Raw genomic sequence first — 18,673 nt, forward strand, 5'->3', positions numbered from 1 at the left:
CAGACTTTAATTAGTTAATAACTATTTTTTTAATATTTTTAACAGGATTATCTTTATTGGAACCGTTTTTATAAAAGTAATGGACGGGTCCATCTTCTCTTAATGGTTTGCCGTTGAGTGAGAACAGGAAATATCCATCTTCAAGTTCGGGCAATGTAACGGTTACATCTTCTTCACTATCTGTAATAAATGTTGCATTCTTAGCATCCGCTTTAATCTCTGCATTGGTTATGAAATCATGTAGCGGCATAACATAAGAATTTTTTAGTATTTCTTCTCCCTCAAGCTTGGAGATACTCTTGTTAACAGGAGGTCGATTCATTTTTGTTTCTAAAACCTCTCTATTAAAACGTTCAGAAATTTTTTCCAAGTCATCCATTTCTTCTGTTTCCTCTACCTTTTTAGAAAATGCCTCATTTAATAAAATTTTTCTATCATCAAAAATCCATACAGTTGGATCCAATGTTATAGAGTAGGAAACTTTTCCGGTAATTGGTACAATCATTTTTTCACCCCTATTTATATATGTATCTTAACTTAGAATATCAGACATTAATTATTATTTCATCTTATGAATTAAATTTTATAAATTTTTTTCGGTTTTATTTGCATTTTTCAATGGCTAACGATAATATAATATAAAAGAAAGTCTTTTTAGTGGAGGGGATTCAATTGATGCCTGAGGTGACTATAGATCATCGTGAAAAAGCCCATGCCCTTCTTAAGGCTGACGCTGACAACATTTTACGACTCATTGAAGTTCAAATAGAAAATCTTACGATGCCGCAATGTCCAGTTTATGAAGATGTACTGGATACTCAAATGTTCGGTCTATCAAGGGAAATTGATTTTGCAGTACGTCTGAACTTAATCAATGAAAATGATGGTAAAGCACTTCTTGAGAATTTGGAGAAGAAGCTTAATATATTACATGAGGCATCTCAAAACTCTTTATGAGTAGGGCTTCTGTTTTGGCGTTATAGTACTATGGAGCAAAAACTTTGCCAGCATAAACTTGGCGAGGTTTTTTTATTTACAGCGGTTCAATATTTTGAATAATTAACTAGAAGAATATTCTGAAATGAGCTAAAAAATATGGTACACTAATTATTACATATGGTAGGGAGAAACATGATGATACAAAAATTAAGAGATTATGATTTTACCTTAATCATCACACCTTTACTTTTAGCTGGCTTTGGAATCGTAATGATATATAGCGCCAGTATGGTAACCGCTGTTGTTGAAGGAAATGAGAGTACACATTATTTATTTAGGCAATTAACCTGGTTTGGCATAGGGATGATAGGGTTTATTTTTTGCAGTCTGTTTCCCTATAAATATTATCAGAAGTTTATGAAGTATATTATCCTAGCAATCGTTGTGCTTCTAGTAGCAGTTTTGGCTTTTGGGAATTCAGTAAATAATGCCAAATCATGGTTTCAAATTGGTCCCCTCACTATGCAACCAGCAGAGTTTGCGAAGCTAGGTCTGATTATGTATCTTGCTTCTGTTTATTCTAAAAAACAGGCATATATTAGTGAATTCAATAAAGGTGTACTACCTCCATTGGTTTTGACAGCAATTATATTGGGATTGATCGTGTTGCAACCGGATATTGGTACTGCTTCGATCATTTTTCTTATTGCATGTTCAGTAATCTTCAGCTCTGGAATACGTATAAAGCACCTATCTGTATTAATCGGTATTGGAGTTGTACTGGTTTTGCTGGTAGTTCCATATATGATTACGGATGAAAGGCTTTCACGTTTTACCGGAGCTTATCAGCCTTTTGAAACACCCGATTCAGATGGATATCAGCTAATCCAATCCTACGTGGCAATTGGGACTGGGGGGCTGACTGGTGAAGGTCTTGGGCAAAGTGTCCAGAAGCTTGGTTATCTGATGGAAGGCCATACCGATTTTATTATGGCGGTAATAGCAGAAGAATTAGGCTTTATAGGTGTAATCCTTGTATTAGGGATGCTCGCAATCATTGTATTGCGCGGTATTTTTATAGCCAGAAAATGTCATGATAGCTTTGGAGCTTTACTAGCGATTGGTATATCTTCCATGGTAGGTATACAAGCATTTATAAACCTTGGTGCTATTAGTGGTATCTTACCGATAACTGGGGTTCCGCTACCGTTTGTCAGCTATGGAGGTTCATCACTGCTCATTATGCTTATTTCAATGGGTATATTGAACAATATAGCTATGACCGTTAAAAAACGGGAAAATGAAACTGTAGAAAAAAAGCCATATGAAAACAGCAAAAATAACAATACTATTCATTATAATAGGAGTGGAAAAAGATGGCAGAATTAAAAAACATTAATAAAGTACTGGTGGCAAATCGTGGGGAAATCGCTATTCGGGTATTTCGCGCATGTACAGAATTAAATATCCGAACAGTTGCAGTATATTCAAGTGAAGATACAGTGTCATTTCATCGGTTTAAAGCAGATGAGGCTTACTTAATAGGTAAAGGTAAAAAACCTATCGATGCATATTTGGATATTGAAGGAATCATCGAACTAGCTAAGGAAGTAAATGTCGATGCCATCCATCCAGGTTATGGACTTTTGTCTGAGAATATAAACTTTGCAAAACGTTGTGAAGAAGAAGGTATTATATTTATTGGACCGACTAGTGAACATTTAAATATGTTTGGGGATAAAGTTAAGGCGAGAGAACAGGCTGTTAAAGCGAACCTGCCTATTATTCCAGGTAGCGGCGGAGCTGTAACAACGGTTGAAGAAGTCGAAGCGTTTGGTATAGAAAATGGATACCCAATTATTATTAAAGCATCTTTGGGTGGCGGCGGACGTGGAATGCGAATTGTACGAGATGAGGAAGAGGTAACTGAAGCATACAATCGAGCAAAGTCAGAAGCAAAAGCTGCTTTTGGAAATGATGAAATCTATTTAGAAAAATTCATCGAAAATCCAAAGCATGTGGAAGTACAGATTCTTGGTGACAAGCATGGAAACATCGTTCACTTACATGAAAGAGACTGTTCTGTTCAGCGCAGGCATCAAAAAGTAATTGAAGTTGCACCAAGTCTCTCATTGACAGATGAACTTCGTGAAGAAATTTGTAGTGCTGCAGTCACGTTAATGGAAAATGTGGGGTACATAAATGCAGGGACTGTTGAATTTTTAGTTACCAAAGATGAATTTTATTTTATTGAAGTAAATCCGCGAGTACAAGTAGAACATACCATTACAGAGATGATTACTGGAATAGATATCGTTCAGTCTCAATTGAAGATAGCTGATGGTTTCAATTTGCATAGTGAGTCAGTCGGTATTCCACAGCAAGAAGATATTAAAATCAGCGGTTACGCAATACAGTCAAGGGTTACAACTGAGGATCCATTGAATAATTTTATGCCAGATACTGGTAAAATTAATGCATATCGTACTGGTGGAGGTTTTGGAGTTCGACTTGATGCAGGGAATGGCTACCAAGGAGCCGTAATTTCCCCACATTACGATTCCCTACTAGTAAAAGTTTCAACATGGGCTCTGACATTTGAGCAAGCTGCAATCAAAATGGTTAGAAATTTGAAGGAATTTAGAATAAGAGGCATTAAAACCAATATCCATTTCCTGGAAAATGTAATTTTGCATGAAAAATTCCTATCCGGTCAGTATGATACTACCTTTATAGATAAAACTCCCGAACTTTTTGTTTTCCCAAAAAGAAAAGACCGTGGAACAAAAATGCTTACTTATATCGCACAGACAACACTTAATGGTGGAGAAGGAATGCCTAGTAAGGACAAGCCGTCGTTTTCGCCGTTGTTGATTCCTGAAGTGAATCATAGTCAGAAGCTGCAGTCAGGTACAAAGCAAATATTAGATGAGAAAGGTCCGGATGGGTTAGCAAAATGGTTAAAGGATCAGAAAGAAGTCATGCTAACAGATACAACCTTCCGAGACGCTCATCAATCGTTACTTGCTACCCGTGTAAGAACAAATGACCTGCTACAAATCGCTGAACCGACAGCACACATGTTGCCTAATTTATTTTCTATAGAAATGTGGGGCGGAGCAACATTCGATGTAGCGTATAGATTTCTAAAAGAGGATCCTTGGGAGAGGCTTTTAAAGCTACGAAATAAAATGCCGAATGTTCTATTTCAAATGCTGCTTCGCTCAAGTAATGCTGTTGGGTATAAAAACTATCCAGATAACCTAATTCAAGAATTCGTTGAAAAAAGTTCCAATGCTGGTATAGATGTTTTTAGGATTTTCGATAGTTTAAATTGGGTTGATGGAATGAAACTTGCGATTGAGTCAGTACGTGAAAATAATAAGATTGCTGAGGCTACTATATGTTATACCGGCGATATTCTTGATGTTGGTCGCCAGAAATATGATTTAAAATACTATAAAAATATGGCACAGGAACTGGAAACATCCGGTGCACACATTTTAGGTATTAAAGATATGGCTGGATTGTTAAAACCTGAAGCTGCCTATCAATTGATTTCCACCTTGAAGGAGTCAACGGATTTACCAATACATCTTCATACGCATGATACAAGCGGAAATGGTATCTTTACGTATGCAAGAGCGATAGATGCCGGAGTTGATGTCGTTGACGTGGCTGCTGGGCCAATGGCTGGTTTGACTTCTCAGCCAAGTGCACAAACTTTGTACCATGCACTTGAAGGGAAGAGTCGACAACCTAAAGTCAATATCGATGCCTATGAAGAGATTTCCCATTATTGGGAAGGTATTAGAGAATATTATCAGGATTTTGAAAGTGGGATGAAAGCACCTCATACGGAGATTTACTTCCATGAGATGCCGGGCGGCCAATACAGTAATCTAAAACAGCAGGCGAAAGCAGTAGGGCTAGAAAGTAGATGGAATGAAGTTAAAACCATGTTCCGTCAAGTAAATGATATGTTCGGAGATATTGTGAAAGTGACACCATCTTCAAAAGTCATCGGTGACATGACATTGTTTATGGTCCAAAATGATTTAACAGAAGAAGATATTTATGAAAAAGGAGAATCTATAGACTTTCCTGACTCGGTTATTGAATTTGCGCAAGGATATATTGGACAACCATATCAAGGGTTCCCTGAAAAACTGCAAAAAGTAATACTTAAAGACAAGGAAGCAATTACAGTACGTCCAGGAGAACTGTTGGAACCAATCGATTTCAAAGAATTGAGAAATTCATTATTTGAGACCTTGAACCGTCAAATTACTAGTTTCGATTTGATTTCTCACGCACTTTATCCAAAAGTGTTTATGGATTACACCGAGTTCTGTGAGTCTTACGGTGATATGTCTGTACTGGATACACCAACTTTCTTCTATGGAATGAAACTGGGAGAACAGATAGAAGTTGAAATTGAAAAAGGGAAGACACTTATCGTTAAACTGGTATCCATATCAGAGCCAAAAGAAGATGGTACACGCGTTTTCTACTTTGATTTGAATGGTCAAACACGTGAAATTACTGTGAAAGATGAAAGCATAAAGTCACTGATTTCAGTACGACCGAAAGTAGATAAGTCTAATGAAAAGCATATTGGTGCGACAATGCCAGGAACCGTACTATCAGTAAATTGCTCCAAAGGTGATTCTGTTAAAAAGGGTGAGCATTTGTTAACGAATGAGGCTATGAAAATGGAGACCACTGTTCAAGCTCCATATGCTGGCGTAATTAAGGAAATTCATGTTGGCAGCGGAGATACGATAGAAGTAAATGATTTATTAATCGAATTTGAGTAAAATAAAAAAACAGGAGGCAATTATACATTGCTTCCTGTTTTTTCATGTTTTGAACTTCTCGTGGATAAGAGGATAAAATAGCTAAGCATACCGAAATATAATGATATAACTAACGCATGCATTAATGCTACACCAAGATTTAATAATGTAAAAATAATCATTGCTCCGAAGAAAACTTGCAATAAAATAAGAGAGAAAGTAATGGTCCATCCCCAGTACATCACTTTATTATTATGATAATTTTTAATCATTCTAATTGTAAGCAACAGTGTCCAAATAAACAGGATTCCTGCGGATAAACGATGCCCCATTTGAATCCACTGATTAAAACTGTAATCAGCAAAGGCCAATGGCGATGTATTCGTACAAAAAGGCCAATCACGGCATACGAGGTTCGATTCTGTATGTCGTACTAATGCTCCTGTATATACGACTATCATTGTGTAAATGGATATTGCATAAATCTCAATACGGTGGGGTTTTCTAATATGTAGCGCTTCCGTATCCAATTTCTTATCCACTTCAAAGATTAGTAGCATAAGTAAAAATACAGCAGCAAAGGATACAAGTGAGATTCCGAAATGGGCGGCCAGTACAAAGTCTGATTGCCCCCACATAACCGCTGCAGCACCTATCAAAGCCTGTAGTGCGATGAAAAATACGGAAGAGAATGATAGAAATTTCACTTCACGCACATGACCGATTTTAACCCAAGCCAAGACCGCAAGTATTACCACTACAATGCCAACGACGCCCGTTACTGCTCTATGACTTAATTCTATTACCATTTCGAAAGTGAATTCAGAAGGTACAACTTCCCCTTCGCACAATGGCCAACTGTCTCCGCAGCCATCTTCTGAACCGGTTTTTGTAACTAATGCCCCGCCTAGCAGGATCAGCAACATCCCAATCGTTGAAATAACGGAAAGGATTTTCAAGTATTTTATCATTCCATATAGCCTCACTTTTGATAATTAAAAATTCATGATTTCTTTTCAATAGTTTAATAATAATATTAGTGCGATACCGAATGCAATGAAACTAGCTCCAAAAATACGTTTGGACACATAATTGTAATAGTATCATGTTTTATTCATGTTTTCACTATGCAAATTAAAAAAAAGCTTGCAATAATTTGTTTTGTTTGCTAGAAATAGTATATGGGACAACTATGATATTCCATGCATGTTCGATCTTTAAGGGATAATAATACATATTAGTACAATCTTATTAAACCTTGTTATTCTTTCACATTTTAGACACATACAAATGGTGAATATGTTTTACAATAGACAAGTAAATTAATTAGATTGTAAATTAGATCCGTGATACAATAAGAATGGATTTCAGAATACTAAATAATAAATGGTATTCTGATTATTATCATGTCTTTTTGCCTGGGTTTAAAGGGGGGATAAAATGAATAAAGTGGAAACGCCATATTCTGAAATGATAGGAGATACTACTATTTCCAATAAGCAAAAATATTCCATGATCATCTCAGAAATAAAAGCACTTATAAAAATAGGAATTGTAAACTCTAATCTAATAACAACCATAGCAGGATTCTTATTAGCCGTTCATTTTACGGATACTTCCTTTATAAATCATTGGGGGACGTTCTTGCTAACAATTATCGGCAGTGCGATGGTTATCGCGGGGGGATGTATCCTTAATAACTGGTACGACGTCGATATAGATCCTAAAATGGCAAGAACAAAGAACCGTCCTACCGTAACGGGATTCTTCTCACTAAAAATGGTTTTAGTATTTGGTTTGGCAACTACGATTGTTGGAATTATTTTATTAATGTTTACAACGTTACAAGCTGCACTTTTTGCTTTTCTTGGTTGGTTTGTTTATGTAGTTTTATATACGATATGGTCAAAACGGCGATATACGTTAAATACCGTAATTGGAAGCTTCTCAGGTGCAATGCCACCACTTATTGGCTGGGCAGCTGTAAGTCCAACAATGCATACCGTTCCAATCGTAATGTTCCTAATCATGTTTGTATGGCAAACCCCTCATTTTCTGGCATTAGCTATGAAAAAAACAGAGGATTATCGCGAGGCTGGAATTCCTATGCTGCCAGTTGTGCATGGATTTGACTTTACAAAACGTCAAATTGTTGTATATATAGCATGTTTACTACCTTTACCATTATTGTTAACCCCATCTTTGGGAATTACGTTTACAGTAATAGCAACTTTGCTCAATATAGGATGGCTGGTATTAGGTTTTAGAGGGTTCTTTATAAAAGATGATTTAAAATGGGCAAATTTGATATTCATTTACTCTTTAAACTATTTAATTATATTATTTCCACTAATGATTATCGTGACATTGCCAATATTTAATTAACTATTTGTCCTTAAAAAAAATATATATAAGGAAACAACATGAAGAAAGAGAGGTATTAATACATGAAAGGTTGGATGGGAAAATCTAAAGCATTATTACTCTTTACAATGCTGGCATTGTTTTTAGCCGGTTGTGGTAAAGAAAATCTAACCGCACTTGAACCAAAGGGATATGGTGCAGAAGTTTCGATGGATTTAATTGTGTTCCCGCTAATGATTATGATTGGAGTCTTTATAGTCGTAATGCTTATTTATGTGATTGCTCTAGTGCGATTCCGTAAGAAGAAGGGACAGGAGGATTTCATCCCTAAACAAGTAGAAGGAAATCACAAATTGGAGACAATTTGGACTGTAATACCTATTATTCTTGTTTTGTTCATCGCTGTACCAACGGTGTTTGCGACATTTGATTTAGCAGATGATTCACAGGCAAGTGAGCATATTAATGTCGAAGTTACTGGTAATCAATACTGGTGGCATTTTAATTATGCTGGTGAAGAAATTGTAACTAGTCAGGACTTATATATTCCTACTGGCGAAAGAGTTTACTTAAATATGCAATCTTCAGATGTTATTCATTCATTCTGGATTCCTTCGATTGCCGGTAAGATGGATGTTAATCCAGAAAATGTAAATACGATGTATATTGAGGCCAATGAAGAAGGGGTTTATTGGGGGAAATGTGCTGAACTTTGTGGGCCTTCACACTCACTGATGGACTTTAAAGTAGTAGTCGTAAGCCCTGAAGAGTACGATCAATGGGTTTCAGATATGCAGAGCGTTGATCCGGAATCAGTGCCGGAAGATGCTGTAGCACAAGAAGGTCAAGAACTATTTGAAGCTAACAGCTGTGTGGCTTGTCATGCAATTGGATCTTCACCTGCAGCAACAGGACCAAACCTTACAAATTTCGGTGATCGCTCAACTGTAGCGGGTATTCTTGAACCAACAAAAGAAAATCTTGTCGATTGGATTATGGACCCTGAGTCAATTAAACCTGGTAACAAAATGACAGGTGCTTATCCTAGCATTTCGGAAGAAGAAGCTAATAGTATTGCTGAATACTTAATGCAATTAAAGCCCTCTGAAATAACACCTGAGAGTGCTGGGAACTAAATTATATATGGGATGAAAGACACAAAAGGGAGGTTTATGCTTTGAGTATTGCAACTACTCAAAAGAGAGGATTCGGCGCGGTGCTATGGGATTATCTAACTACTGTAGACCATAAAAAGGTCGGTATTTTATACTTAATTGGTGGTGGATTCTTTTTCCTGCTCGGCGGATTGGAAGCTCTTATTATACGAATTCAATTAATAAAACCTGAAAATGATTTTATCAGTGCAGGTTTGTACAATGAAATGATTACAATGCATGGAACTACAATGATATTTTTTGCGGCAACACCTATATTATTTGGTTTAATGAACTATATTATGCCATTGCAAATAGGAGCACGTGACGTTGCTTTTCCATTTTTAAACTCACTTGGCTTCTGGCTATTTTTCTCTGGTGGGATTCTTTTAAACCTTAGTTGGTTTACTGGCGCACCAGATGCTGGATGGACTAACTATGCACCACTTTCACTACAATCACCAGGACATGGTATAGATTACTATGTGATGGGTCTCCAATTGTCTGGTGCAGGGACGTTGATGAGTGGGATTAACTTCCTTGTAACAATCGTTACAATGCGTGCACCAGGTATGACCTATATGCGCATGCCATTATTTTCATGGACTACGTTCGTGACAAGTATTCTTACATTATTTGCTTTTCCAGCACTGACTGTCGGTCTATTTTTAATGATGTTTGATCGTATGTTTGGTACTGCCTTCTTTGATGTAGCGCTTGGAGGAAATACAGTTATATGGCAGCACTTATTCTGGATATTTGGACATCCTGAAGTTTACATACTGATTCTGCCAGCATTTGGTATTTTCAGTGAAATCATACCAACATTTGCAAGAAAGCGATTATTTGGATACACTGCAATGGTCTTTGCGACGTTCCTCATTGCATTCCTTGGTTTCATGGTATGGGCTCACCATATGTTTACGGTTGGACTGGGACCTGTAGCAAACTCGATTTTCGCTGTAGCTACGATGGCTATTGCTGTTCCAACAGGTATCAAGATATTTAACTGGCTCTTAACCTTATGGGGAGGGAGTATTACAATTAACTCTGCTATGCTTTGGACACTGGCTTTTATTCCTTCATTTACAATTGGTGGAATGACCGGGGTAATGCTTGGCTCATCTGTAGCGGATTATCAATATCATGATACTTATTTTGTTGTTGCTCACTTCCACTACGTTATTGTTGGTGGGGTAGTATTTGCAATATTGGCTGCGATGCATTATTGGTGGCCAAAAATGTTTGGAAGAATTCTTCATGAAGGAATGGGTAAACTAGCATTCTGGACATTCTTTATCGGTTTCCATTTAACATTCTTTATTCAGCATTTTCTTGGTTTAATGGGTATGCCACGTCGTTACTGGGTATTCCTAGAGAATCAAGGGTTGGATACTGGTAACTTGATTAGTACAATTGGTGCGTTCTTTATGACTTTTGGTGTCATTGTATTCTTAATTAATGTTGTTTACACTGCTGTCAAAGGTGAAAAGGCACCTGCTGATCCATGGGATGCACGTACATTGGAATGGACGATTTCTTCACCGCCTGCCCATTACAATTTCAAACAATTGCCTTTAGTTCGTGGACTTGATCCATTATGGATTGAAAAAACAGAAGGAAATGGAAAAATGACACCAGCAGAGCCATTGGACGAAATCCATATGCCGAACGGTTCGATACTTCCATTGATAATGACATTTGGTTTCTTTGTCGCATCTTTAGGTTTCATTTATCAGTCTGATCATAAAACTTGGTTACTAGTTGTTTATGTTGGTATGGCTATCGCATTGGGTAGTATGCTAATCAGATCATTGAAAGATGATCACGGCCATCATATTACAAAAGAAGAACTTGAAAGGGAGGATGATTGATATGAGTCATGATCACTCCTTGAATCCGGAAACAATGCCACAAGATCCTTCCAAAGCAACAATGGAAGGGAAACATAAATTTTTAGGTTTATGGATTTTCCTTGGAGGAGAAACAGTTCTATTCGCCTGTTTATTCGGTACTTACCTTGCCTTAAAAAATTCAACTGCAGGTGGTCCGTCAACACAGGATTTATTCGGACTTGAACTTGTTTTTCTGATGACTATTCTGTTATTGACTAGTTCATTAACTAGTGTTTATGCAATATACCATATGAAAAATAATGACTTTAAAAAGATGCAACTGTGGTTTGGGATTACTGCATTACTCGGTATCTCTTTCCTAGCTTGTGAAATTTATGAGTTTGCTCATTATATTCATGAGTATGGATTTACTTTCCGATCTTCTGCATTTGGTTCAGCCTTTTATGCATTGGTCGGATTCCACGGAGGTCACGTAGTTTTTGGTCTCAGCTGGCTGATTTCGATTATGGTACGTAATGCGAAACGAGGTTTAAGTCTTTACAATGCTCCGAAATATAATACTTTTGGATTGTATTGGCACTTTATCGACGTTGTATGGGTATTTATCTTTACAGTTGTTTACTTGATGGGGATGGTGAGTTAATTTATGACGGATAATACGAATACCAGCAAAATTAATTCGTTCCAAAAAGAAAAGAACAAAGATGAAATGAGAAAGCAAATTGTTACATTTGCATTAATGATCTTCTTTACGATGATTGCATTTTTTGCAGTCATGATGGGAGTCAGCTCTACTTTTGTGATCCCATTGATTCTTGTATTGGCTCTTGTACAAGTAGGATTTCAATTCTACTACTTTATGCATATGAAAGATAAAGGACATGAAGTTCCTGCATCGTTGATGTATGGTGGTATCTTTGTTGCCTTTCTAGTGATTCTTACATTTGTAGCAATTACGTGGTGGTAAGTTTTAAAAAAGTTAATGATGAAAAAAGATCAGGATTTGTTTCCTGGTCTTTTTTTGCTAAATCGTCACATTCTATGTTAGTAACAAGTAAATTTTAATGTATAATGTGAGGATAGTCAGCTAAATGGAGTGATAATATTATGTGGTTAGAATTACAAATTTTTGGCTTTCGTGCTTTATGGAGTCCGTTTTACTTTGTTTTTATCTTAGCTTTGGCAGTATTGTATTATCTCATTACCGGGCCATATCGTTCTAAATTTGGCGGCGAGGAAAAACCAACGGCTAACCAACAGGTTCTGTTTTATGTATCCCTATTATTATTGTATCTCGTGAAAGGGTCACCAATTGATTTGCTTACCCATATCACACTAACTGCGCACATGATTCAAATGGCCATTTACTTATTAGTAGTACCTATTTTGATGTTGAAAGGTATTCCTGAATGGGTTTGGAGAAAAGTGATTAATGCTCCAGTAATCAAGCCTATTTTTAAATTACTGACAAAACCGCTTATTGCATTGTTGCTGTTCAACACACTTTTCTCACTGTATCATATACCAGTTGTTTTCGATTTCGCAAAATCATCGATAGTTGCACATACATCTATTTCAATTATTTTATTTGTTGCTTCCTTTATCGTTTGGTTTCCATTAATTGCGCCGATTAAAGAATTGGATAAAATACAGCCGCTGTTGAAAATCGGGTATATTTTTGCAAATAGTGTATTGATTACACCTGCTTGCGTTCTGATTATATTTGCATCGGAACCGATGTTTGCTGCATATTCACAGGATGGATCCTGGATTCAGGCACTGAGTTTGTGTGTTCCTGGTGACGTCCTTCAAGGATTGACCTCCGCTCTATCAGGTCCTGAAATGTTTACATCAATGGATACTGTTGAGGACCAGCAATTGGGTGGTATAATCATGAAAATTATGCAAGAAATAATATATGGTGTAGTATTAGGATCTATTTTCTTTAAATGGTTCTCCAAGGAGAGTCTTAAAATTGATCCGGCTCCTGAAACAGTTGAATAATTAATATTTTGAGGGGAAGTAGATACTTCCAAGAAAGGATTTGTTTACATTATGCCTTTTTTACCGACAATTAGTACTTTCTTTATTGCATTGAGTGCAATTCTTGTTGCAATAGGGTGGGTGTTAATTTCTAAGGGGAAAAAGAAAGCACATAAAAAGGTGATGCTTTCTGCTGCTGTAAGTGCTATATTATTCTTTATTATATATGTGTCCCGTACAATTTTTGTTGGAAATACAAGTTTTGGTGGGCCAGATAATATTGAAATTTACTATACAATTTTCCTAGTCTTTCATATTATTTTAGCTACAACTGGTGCTGTTTTTGGTATTGTAACAATAACATTGGCACTTAAAAGAAATATAGAAAAACATAGAAAGATTGGGCCTGTTACAAGCATCATTTGGTTCTTTACAGCAATTACCGGTGTTATGGTGTATCTCCTGCTTTATGTTATTTATGATGGCGGAGAAACAACTAGTATGTTGAAAGCAATTTTTGGTTTTTAAGAATTACAATAAAAGGTGAGAGCAATAAATATTGCTCTCACCTTTTATATTTTTATATTCCATTTAATAATTCCGGCTTCTTTAGCTGTTGTAAATGCAATTACAAGTACAGGTCCAATAATGAAACCAAGGATTCCTAAAAGTTGCAGTCCAATAAACATTGATATCAATGTTGCAAGTGGTGATAGCCCAATATGCTGACCCATTACCTTAGGTTCTACTGTACGTCTGATAGCTAGTAATATGATAGCCAAAATAGCTAATTGAATCCCAGTCGAAGTATCACCAGTCAATAGCATAAATAGAGCCCAAGGCCCAAGTATGATAATGGAACCAATGATAGGTATTAAATCAACCAGCCAGATGATCAGTGACATGATTAATGCTACCTCAGGTACAATTAAGTATAAACCGATGAGCGAAGCTGCTAGAATGACAATACTAACCAAAAGTTGTGCCTTGAAGAATCCAAATAACACACTGGTTAATCTTGTATTCATGAATGATACCTTTTCGGCTGTCTCGTTTCTAAGTAAGCCGTATAAATTAGATTTTATCATGGGCAATTCAAGCATGAATAGAAATAATGCAATCATGTAAACAATAAAACTAATTAGGAAGTCTGGTATTTTAGCAAAAATCTTGGCAATGTTGTCCAGTGTGATTATTTCTCTAATGGTAGTACTCACGGAAGCTATACTACCCTCAATACTTGCAGATATCTCGTTAACGAACTCGATCGGGAGCGTGCTCGAATACCGATACAAATCAGCTTCCCATTTACTGTATATGTTATTAAGTTGATTGACATAACTAGGTACTGATTCTGCAAAAATTACTAGCTGAGTAGCAGACTTCGTTACGATAAAGGTACCAATAGTCCCCACTAAAATCAGAAATAAGAGGAAAACGAAAATGACAGATGTTCTTCGACTTATTCTTAACCTCTGCTGAATGAATCGAATGATAGGATTCAATATAAGGGCAGTAAGCAATGCAATTACTAATGGGATTGAAATAGGTAGGATAAAGAAGATAAAAATTAGTAATAAGATTACTAAAAAGATAAGGGTCCAATGACGTTTAGTTATATTTCGAAACAAGGGGAAGCTTGTCTCCTTTCATTACTTTATTTAAAATGTGGTGGTTAAGTGTCTTTTTAAAAAAACCAACTGTACAAGATGATACCAGACAGTTGGTTTTTACCTATAAGGTTGCTTATCTTTTATACTGATGAATTTCCTCAGCAACTTTTGAAAGAATCGTTTGAGCACGTTCAATCAATGTCTCTGGGAAGTTCTCGCCTTCTCCATACTCAACGCCATGTGGATAATAATGCTTACCTAATAGTGGTGTCATTAATTTAATAACCGCATTGCCAGTATCTACATTTCCTTCGATAGCATAACCTTGAATACGAATGTAATATGTAATATTTTTTTCTTTTGAACCAATCTTATAATCGTAAGTAACCCTTTCGTAATCCCATTGTCCTGCACGAATAAAAGCATGTTTCCCAGTTAAATGGTCTAAAGGTTTTAATTCAACAACTGAATCTTCAATACCGGTATTTTCCAATCTCATTTTATTCACCTCATGTATTAGTCCTGATTACATTAATAATAGTACGAAAACGCTTAATATGCAATTAAAAACGATATTGTTATACTAAATAATAGTAAAACTATTATTTTATTTCTCCTTGTAAAGAGATAATATATTAATTAATAGGGAAAAGAGAATATATACAGTTAAATTTCATAGTATTAATTATACGAATAAAATAGATAAGGGGAAAGTATTCGATGCGTATAATCCGGAATATTATATCTCTAACATTGATCGCAATAGTTGTTTTTTACTTTATCGAAAGTGCAGAGACTTCTCCTAAAGAAGTAGTCAGCAATATAACGAATGTAGCTAAAGAGAAGAGAAATGATTTACAATCAAAAATAGTACCAGAAGAAACGGTGTCATCCATTCCACTGGAAGGGGATATTTTCAGTTGGATAGGTAAAACACAACAGGAGTTAGCAGGTCATCTAGGGGAGCCTAGTAGAGTTGATCAAAGTGCCTATGACTATGAATGGTGGGTTTACAGGGATACAGCTACCCAATATATTCAATTTGGTATAGAAGATAATAAGATAATAACAATTTATGCGACTGGAGAAAAATTGGAAACAAAACCGGTCCATGTAGGTCAAGCTTATGAAGACATCCGTCATCATTTTAACTTTACGAACGAAGTAACCTACAAAGAAGGAATCTCAACCTATACCTTTCGTCTTTCTGAAGAGGATTTAAGGATGAGACCACTAGTCAAAATAAATGATAATACGTTTATTCAATTCTATTTCGATACGTTTACAAGTAAATTATCCTCGCTCCGAATTCTATCGGCGAATACGTTGTTAAAACATCGACCTTATGAGATAGAATATCGTGGAAAACTGCCAAATGAGCCCGAACTAACGGAAGATGAATGGGCTAAGATAGAAAAGGGCATGGAGCAACAAATAGTTGATATTACCAATGTAATGCGTAATCAGCATGGAATTGATAAACTCGATTGGGAAGAGAGTGTAAGCAATGTTGCATATCAACACAGTAAAGATATGGCAGAAAATAATTACTTTTCCCATTATAGCTTGAATGGAAATGGACTTAAAGAACGTTTAGAAGTGGAAAGTGTATTTTATACTGCAGCCGGAGAAAATATTGCGGCACAATACCCTGATGCTCCTGCTGCTATGGAAGGTTGGTTAAATAGTGAGGGGCATCGTGAAGCACTTTTCAATGATGAATACACACATATAGGAGTGGGTGTATATCGTTTTTACTACACCCAGAATTTCCTTGGAAAACCATTATAAAGAAATACTTACTCACTTGGTGATTTTACCAAGTGAGATTTTTTACGTGATTGTACTTCTGCACATTCGTAGGTATCTCGCATAAATTAAATAGTATAAATGACTAATTAAAGGGGTGAAAAAATTGGAGGAATTACATCCAACAGTAATTGCATTTAAAAATTTCATAAATAAACACCCACTTTTGCTAAGAGAGGTTAGAAAGAGTGGAAGGTCATGGCAGGAGTATTATGAACAATGGGCACTACTTGGAGAAGACGATTCACATTGGGAAAAATATAAAGATGAACCATTAAATGAAAAAGTAGATAAGAGTACTGCAAAGGATTCTGAATTGGTTAGTCAACTGCTGAAATATACATCAAATTTAGATATAAATAAAGTACAAGGACAGGTCGATCAATTAAGCAAAGGAATTGCTACTATTCAGGAAATGATGGAACAGTTCAAAGGTTCTCAAAAAAAGGAACAGCTTCCGAAAGATCCTTTTAGTTGGATGAGGGATTGAGGTGATCATAAATGGACCCAATCGTTAAGCAATATTTAACAGAAAACCCAAAGCTTGCTGAATTTGTGAGGTATAATCCAGTCTGGTATCGTTATTTATCAAGAAATCCGGGAAGAATAGAGGAGATGGAAAAGGAAGCCAAATTTTTTTATGGCAAAACATTTCCACAAAGAATCGAAAATTTAAACAACCAAATTCAGATGATTAATATGCTTGCTCAAGTAGCAAAAGCAATGAAGGATTAAATACAATATATTTTCATTCCAGTAATTAAATGATAGTATATATAATAGTGGAGGTGTTATACATGATAGCTACATTGGAATATGTAGATATTCTCGATAAATCAGAGCAGCTAGGGAAGATGGTTATGAATTCTGACGTTATGGAAGCTTATCAAAAAACCCGTGTTGAACTCGATGAAAATAAAGAAGCACAAAAGCTTATCAAAGCTTTTTCAGATATGAAAGACCAATATGATGATGTACAGCGATTTGGCAGGTATCACCCGGATTACTATAATATTATGAAAAATGTTCGTTCCGCGAAAAGGGATATGGATATGAATGATAACGTAGCTGCATTCAAAATAGCAGAGCGCAATCTCCAAAAATTACTAGATGAAATAAGTCAGTTTGTTGCTAATAGTGTGAGTGTACAGATTAAATCACCTAAAGACGGAGCTGCTCTTAATGATAGTAGTTGCGGTTGTGGCAGTGGTGGAGCTTGTGGATGTGCTTCATAGCATTAAAAGAAAAGTTATTGCCTTCAGGAAGTTTCTGAAGGTAGTTACTTTTCAAGTATGAAATTAAATTCCGAAAGAAACGGAGGATTGTGATGAATACGAATCGACAGGGAATCGTCGTATGGTTTCAACATATGAAAAACATAAAACAATTGAAAAGATATGGAAACTTAATTTATACTTCCAAGAAACTAAGATATGCAATCATTTATGTAGATCAAGCAGAAATAGAGGAAGTTGAAATTAAAATGATGAAGCATTCTTTTGTTTCCAAAATTGAGAGATCCTATAAACCTTTTATACGTACTGACTTTGAAAATGCTAAACCTGACAAAGCGAAGCAATATGATTATAAAATGGGTATTTAAACCTTTGTGAATCGAAAATGGATTCATAAAGGTTTTTTATTTTTTAGTCGCCTGTTCGTTTTAAGGCAATGCTCTTTTCGAGATGTTTATTGCTATAGAAACCTCGCAGTTGAGATAAAATGCGAAGTAACTTTAGATATATTTTCAGGATAAATGTGCTCTTGCTGCCGTCCGGAATCGCTATGGGCGGATGCTTTCCGCGGGCACGGCCTCAGCCTCCTCGAGAAGACCACTCTGCGGGGTCTTCGGACACGTGCTGGGACTGCGATTACTCGCCCCACCGAAAACATTTGTTCCCGCAGGAGTCACCGCCCTTCGCTCATCCGGACTGGTGAAGCTGTAGGAGGTTATTTTATCTATTAGCAAGTGTAGTCATTGTCAGCAACCTTCCAGCTCTGGGAAATATACGACTCCAGCGGGAGGAAAGGCATAGGTGAGACTCTGAAATGCGTCAGCATGAAGAGGCTCACCAGCCGCCCGCGGAAATGACCTGACCCCCATAAGTTAGAGTAAAAATAATTTATGGGGGTTAGGTTTATGGCAACGTACAGTA

At 36.3% G+C, this 18,673-nt stretch carries 19 protein-coding genes; 15 read left to right on the forward strand and 4 right to left on the reverse strand.

What is annotated here, in order from left to right; translation table 11 throughout:
• Positions 1 to 10 precede the first annotated feature (10 nt).
• Positions 11 to 505 carry a hypothetical protein gene (locus ACFOUV_RS16700; protein WP_379497924.1) on the reverse strand — a complete coding sequence of 165 codons (495 nt, stop codon included), beginning with the start codon at positions 503 to 505 and terminating at the stop codon, positions 11 to 13.
• Between the two features lie 170 nt (positions 506 to 675).
• On the opposite strand from ACFOUV_RS16700, the gene ACFOUV_RS16705 reads away from it, so the two are divergent.
• From ACFOUV_RS16705 to pyc, 3 genes are all read left to right on the forward strand, one after another.
• Positions 676 to 957, forward strand: a complete 282-nt coding sequence (locus tag ACFOUV_RS16705) for a YlaN family protein (protein ID WP_379497925.1) — start codon at positions 676 to 678, stop codon at positions 955 to 957.
• A gap of 177 nt (positions 958 to 1,134) precedes the next feature.
• Positions 1,135 to 2,328: a putative lipid II flippase FtsW gene (ftsW, locus tag ACFOUV_RS16710; RefSeq protein ID WP_379497944.1), complete on the forward strand. Its 1,194-nt coding sequence runs from the start codon at positions 1,135 to 1,137 to the stop codon at positions 2,326 to 2,328.
• Entirely contained in the window at positions 2,316 to 5,759 is a 3,444-nt protein-coding gene (gene pyc / locus ACFOUV_RS16715) for a pyruvate carboxylase (RefSeq protein WP_379497926.1), read from the forward strand. Before ftsW ends, pyc begins: the two co-directional genes overlap by 13 nt.
• Positions 5,760 to 5,779: 20 nt before the next feature.
• On the opposite strand, the gene ACFOUV_RS16720 is transcribed toward pyc, so the two are convergent.
• Positions 5,780 to 6,709 (reverse strand): COX15/CtaA family protein, encoded by a 930-nt coding sequence (locus ACFOUV_RS16720; protein ID WP_379497927.1) that lies wholly within the window; start codon positions 6,707 to 6,709, stop codon positions 5,780 to 5,782.
• Positions 6,710 to 7,178: 469 nt separating this feature from the next.
• Here ACFOUV_RS16720 and cyoE point away from each other — a divergent pair, with 469 nt between their 5' ends.
• From cyoE to ACFOUV_RS16755, 7 genes are all read left to right on the forward strand, one after another.
• Complete coding sequence (cyoE, locus tag ACFOUV_RS16725) at positions 7,179 to 8,123, forward strand: heme o synthase (RefSeq protein WP_379497928.1); 945 nt, start codon at positions 7,179 to 7,181, stop codon at positions 8,121 to 8,123.
• A gap of 62 nt (positions 8,124 to 8,185) precedes the next feature.
• Positions 8,186 to 9,238, forward strand: coding sequence for a cytochrome c oxidase subunit II (gene coxB / locus ACFOUV_RS16730; protein ID WP_379497929.1), 1,053 nt, complete (start codon positions 8,186 to 8,188; stop codon positions 9,236 to 9,238).
• A 41-nt stretch (positions 9,239 to 9,279) separates the two neighbouring features.
• Positions 9,280 to 11,130, forward strand: a complete 1,851-nt coding sequence (ctaD, locus tag ACFOUV_RS16735; RefSeq protein WP_379497930.1) for a cytochrome c oxidase subunit I — start codon at positions 9,280 to 9,282, stop codon at positions 11,128 to 11,130.
• A 1-nt stretch (position 11,131) separates the two neighbouring features.
• Positions 11,132 to 11,755, forward strand: coding sequence for a cytochrome (ubi)quinol oxidase subunit III (locus tag ACFOUV_RS16740; RefSeq protein ID WP_379497931.1), 624 nt, complete (start codon positions 11,132 to 11,134; stop codon positions 11,753 to 11,755).
• A gap of 3 nt (positions 11,756 to 11,758) precedes the next feature.
• Positions 11,759 to 12,079 carry a cytochrome c oxidase subunit IVB gene (gene ctaF, locus ACFOUV_RS16745; RefSeq protein ID WP_379497932.1) on the forward strand — a complete coding sequence of 107 codons (321 nt, stop codon included), beginning with the start codon at positions 11,759 to 11,761 and terminating at the stop codon, positions 12,077 to 12,079.
• Between the two features lie 140 nt (positions 12,080 to 12,219).
• Positions 12,220 to 13,116, forward strand: a complete 897-nt coding sequence (ctaG, locus tag ACFOUV_RS16750; protein WP_379497933.1) for a cytochrome c oxidase assembly factor CtaG — start codon at positions 12,220 to 12,222, stop codon at positions 13,114 to 13,116.
• A gap of 51 nt (positions 13,117 to 13,167) precedes the next feature.
• On the forward strand, positions 13,168 to 13,623 hold the full coding sequence (locus ACFOUV_RS16755) for a DUF420 domain-containing protein (protein ID WP_379497934.1): 456 nt from the start codon (positions 13,168 to 13,170) through the stop codon (positions 13,621 to 13,623).
• A gap of 44 nt (positions 13,624 to 13,667) precedes the next feature.
• On the opposite strand, the gene ytvI is transcribed toward ACFOUV_RS16755, so the two are convergent.
• Complete coding sequence (gene ytvI, locus ACFOUV_RS16760) at positions 13,668 to 14,726, reverse strand: sporulation integral membrane protein YtvI (RefSeq protein ID WP_379497935.1); 1,059 nt, start codon at positions 14,724 to 14,726, stop codon at positions 13,668 to 13,670.
• Positions 14,727 to 14,841: 115 nt separating this feature from the next.
• Positions 14,842 to 15,207: a YugN family protein gene (locus ACFOUV_RS16765; protein WP_379497936.1), complete on the reverse strand. Its 366-nt coding sequence runs from the start codon at positions 15,205 to 15,207 to the stop codon at positions 14,842 to 14,844.
• Between the two features lie 221 nt (positions 15,208 to 15,428).
• On the opposite strand from ACFOUV_RS16765, the gene ACFOUV_RS16770 reads away from it, so the two are divergent.
• The 5 genes from ACFOUV_RS16770 (at position 15,429) to ACFOUV_RS16790 (ending at position 18,120) form a co-directional block, all read left to right on the forward strand.
• Complete coding sequence (locus tag ACFOUV_RS16770) at positions 15,429 to 16,499, forward strand: CAP domain-containing protein (RefSeq protein WP_379497937.1); 1,071 nt, start codon at positions 15,429 to 15,431, stop codon at positions 16,497 to 16,499.
• Positions 16,500 to 16,614: 115 nt separating this feature from the next.
• Positions 16,615 to 17,007, forward strand: a complete 393-nt coding sequence (gene ylbD / locus ACFOUV_RS16775; protein WP_379497938.1) for a spore coat protein YlbD — start codon at positions 16,615 to 16,617, stop codon at positions 17,005 to 17,007.
• 11 nt (positions 17,008 to 17,018) lie between these two features.
• Entirely contained in the window at positions 17,019 to 17,252 is a 234-nt protein-coding gene (locus tag ACFOUV_RS16780; RefSeq protein ID WP_379497939.1) for a YlbE-like family protein, read from the forward strand.
• A 62-nt stretch (positions 17,253 to 17,314) separates the two neighbouring features.
• Positions 17,315 to 17,752: a YlbF family regulator gene (locus ACFOUV_RS16785; protein ID WP_379497940.1), complete on the forward strand. Its 438-nt coding sequence runs from the start codon at positions 17,315 to 17,317 to the stop codon at positions 17,750 to 17,752.
• A 92-nt stretch (positions 17,753 to 17,844) separates the two neighbouring features.
• Positions 17,845 to 18,120, forward strand: a complete 276-nt coding sequence (locus tag ACFOUV_RS16790) for a YlbG family protein (protein ID WP_379497941.1) — start codon at positions 17,845 to 17,847, stop codon at positions 18,118 to 18,120.
• Positions 18,121 to 18,673 lie beyond the last annotated feature (553 nt).

The organism is Oceanobacillus longus, assembly GCF_042650085.1.
Lineage (GTDB): Bacteria > Bacillota > Bacilli > Bacillales > Amphibacillaceae > Oceanobacillus > Oceanobacillus longus.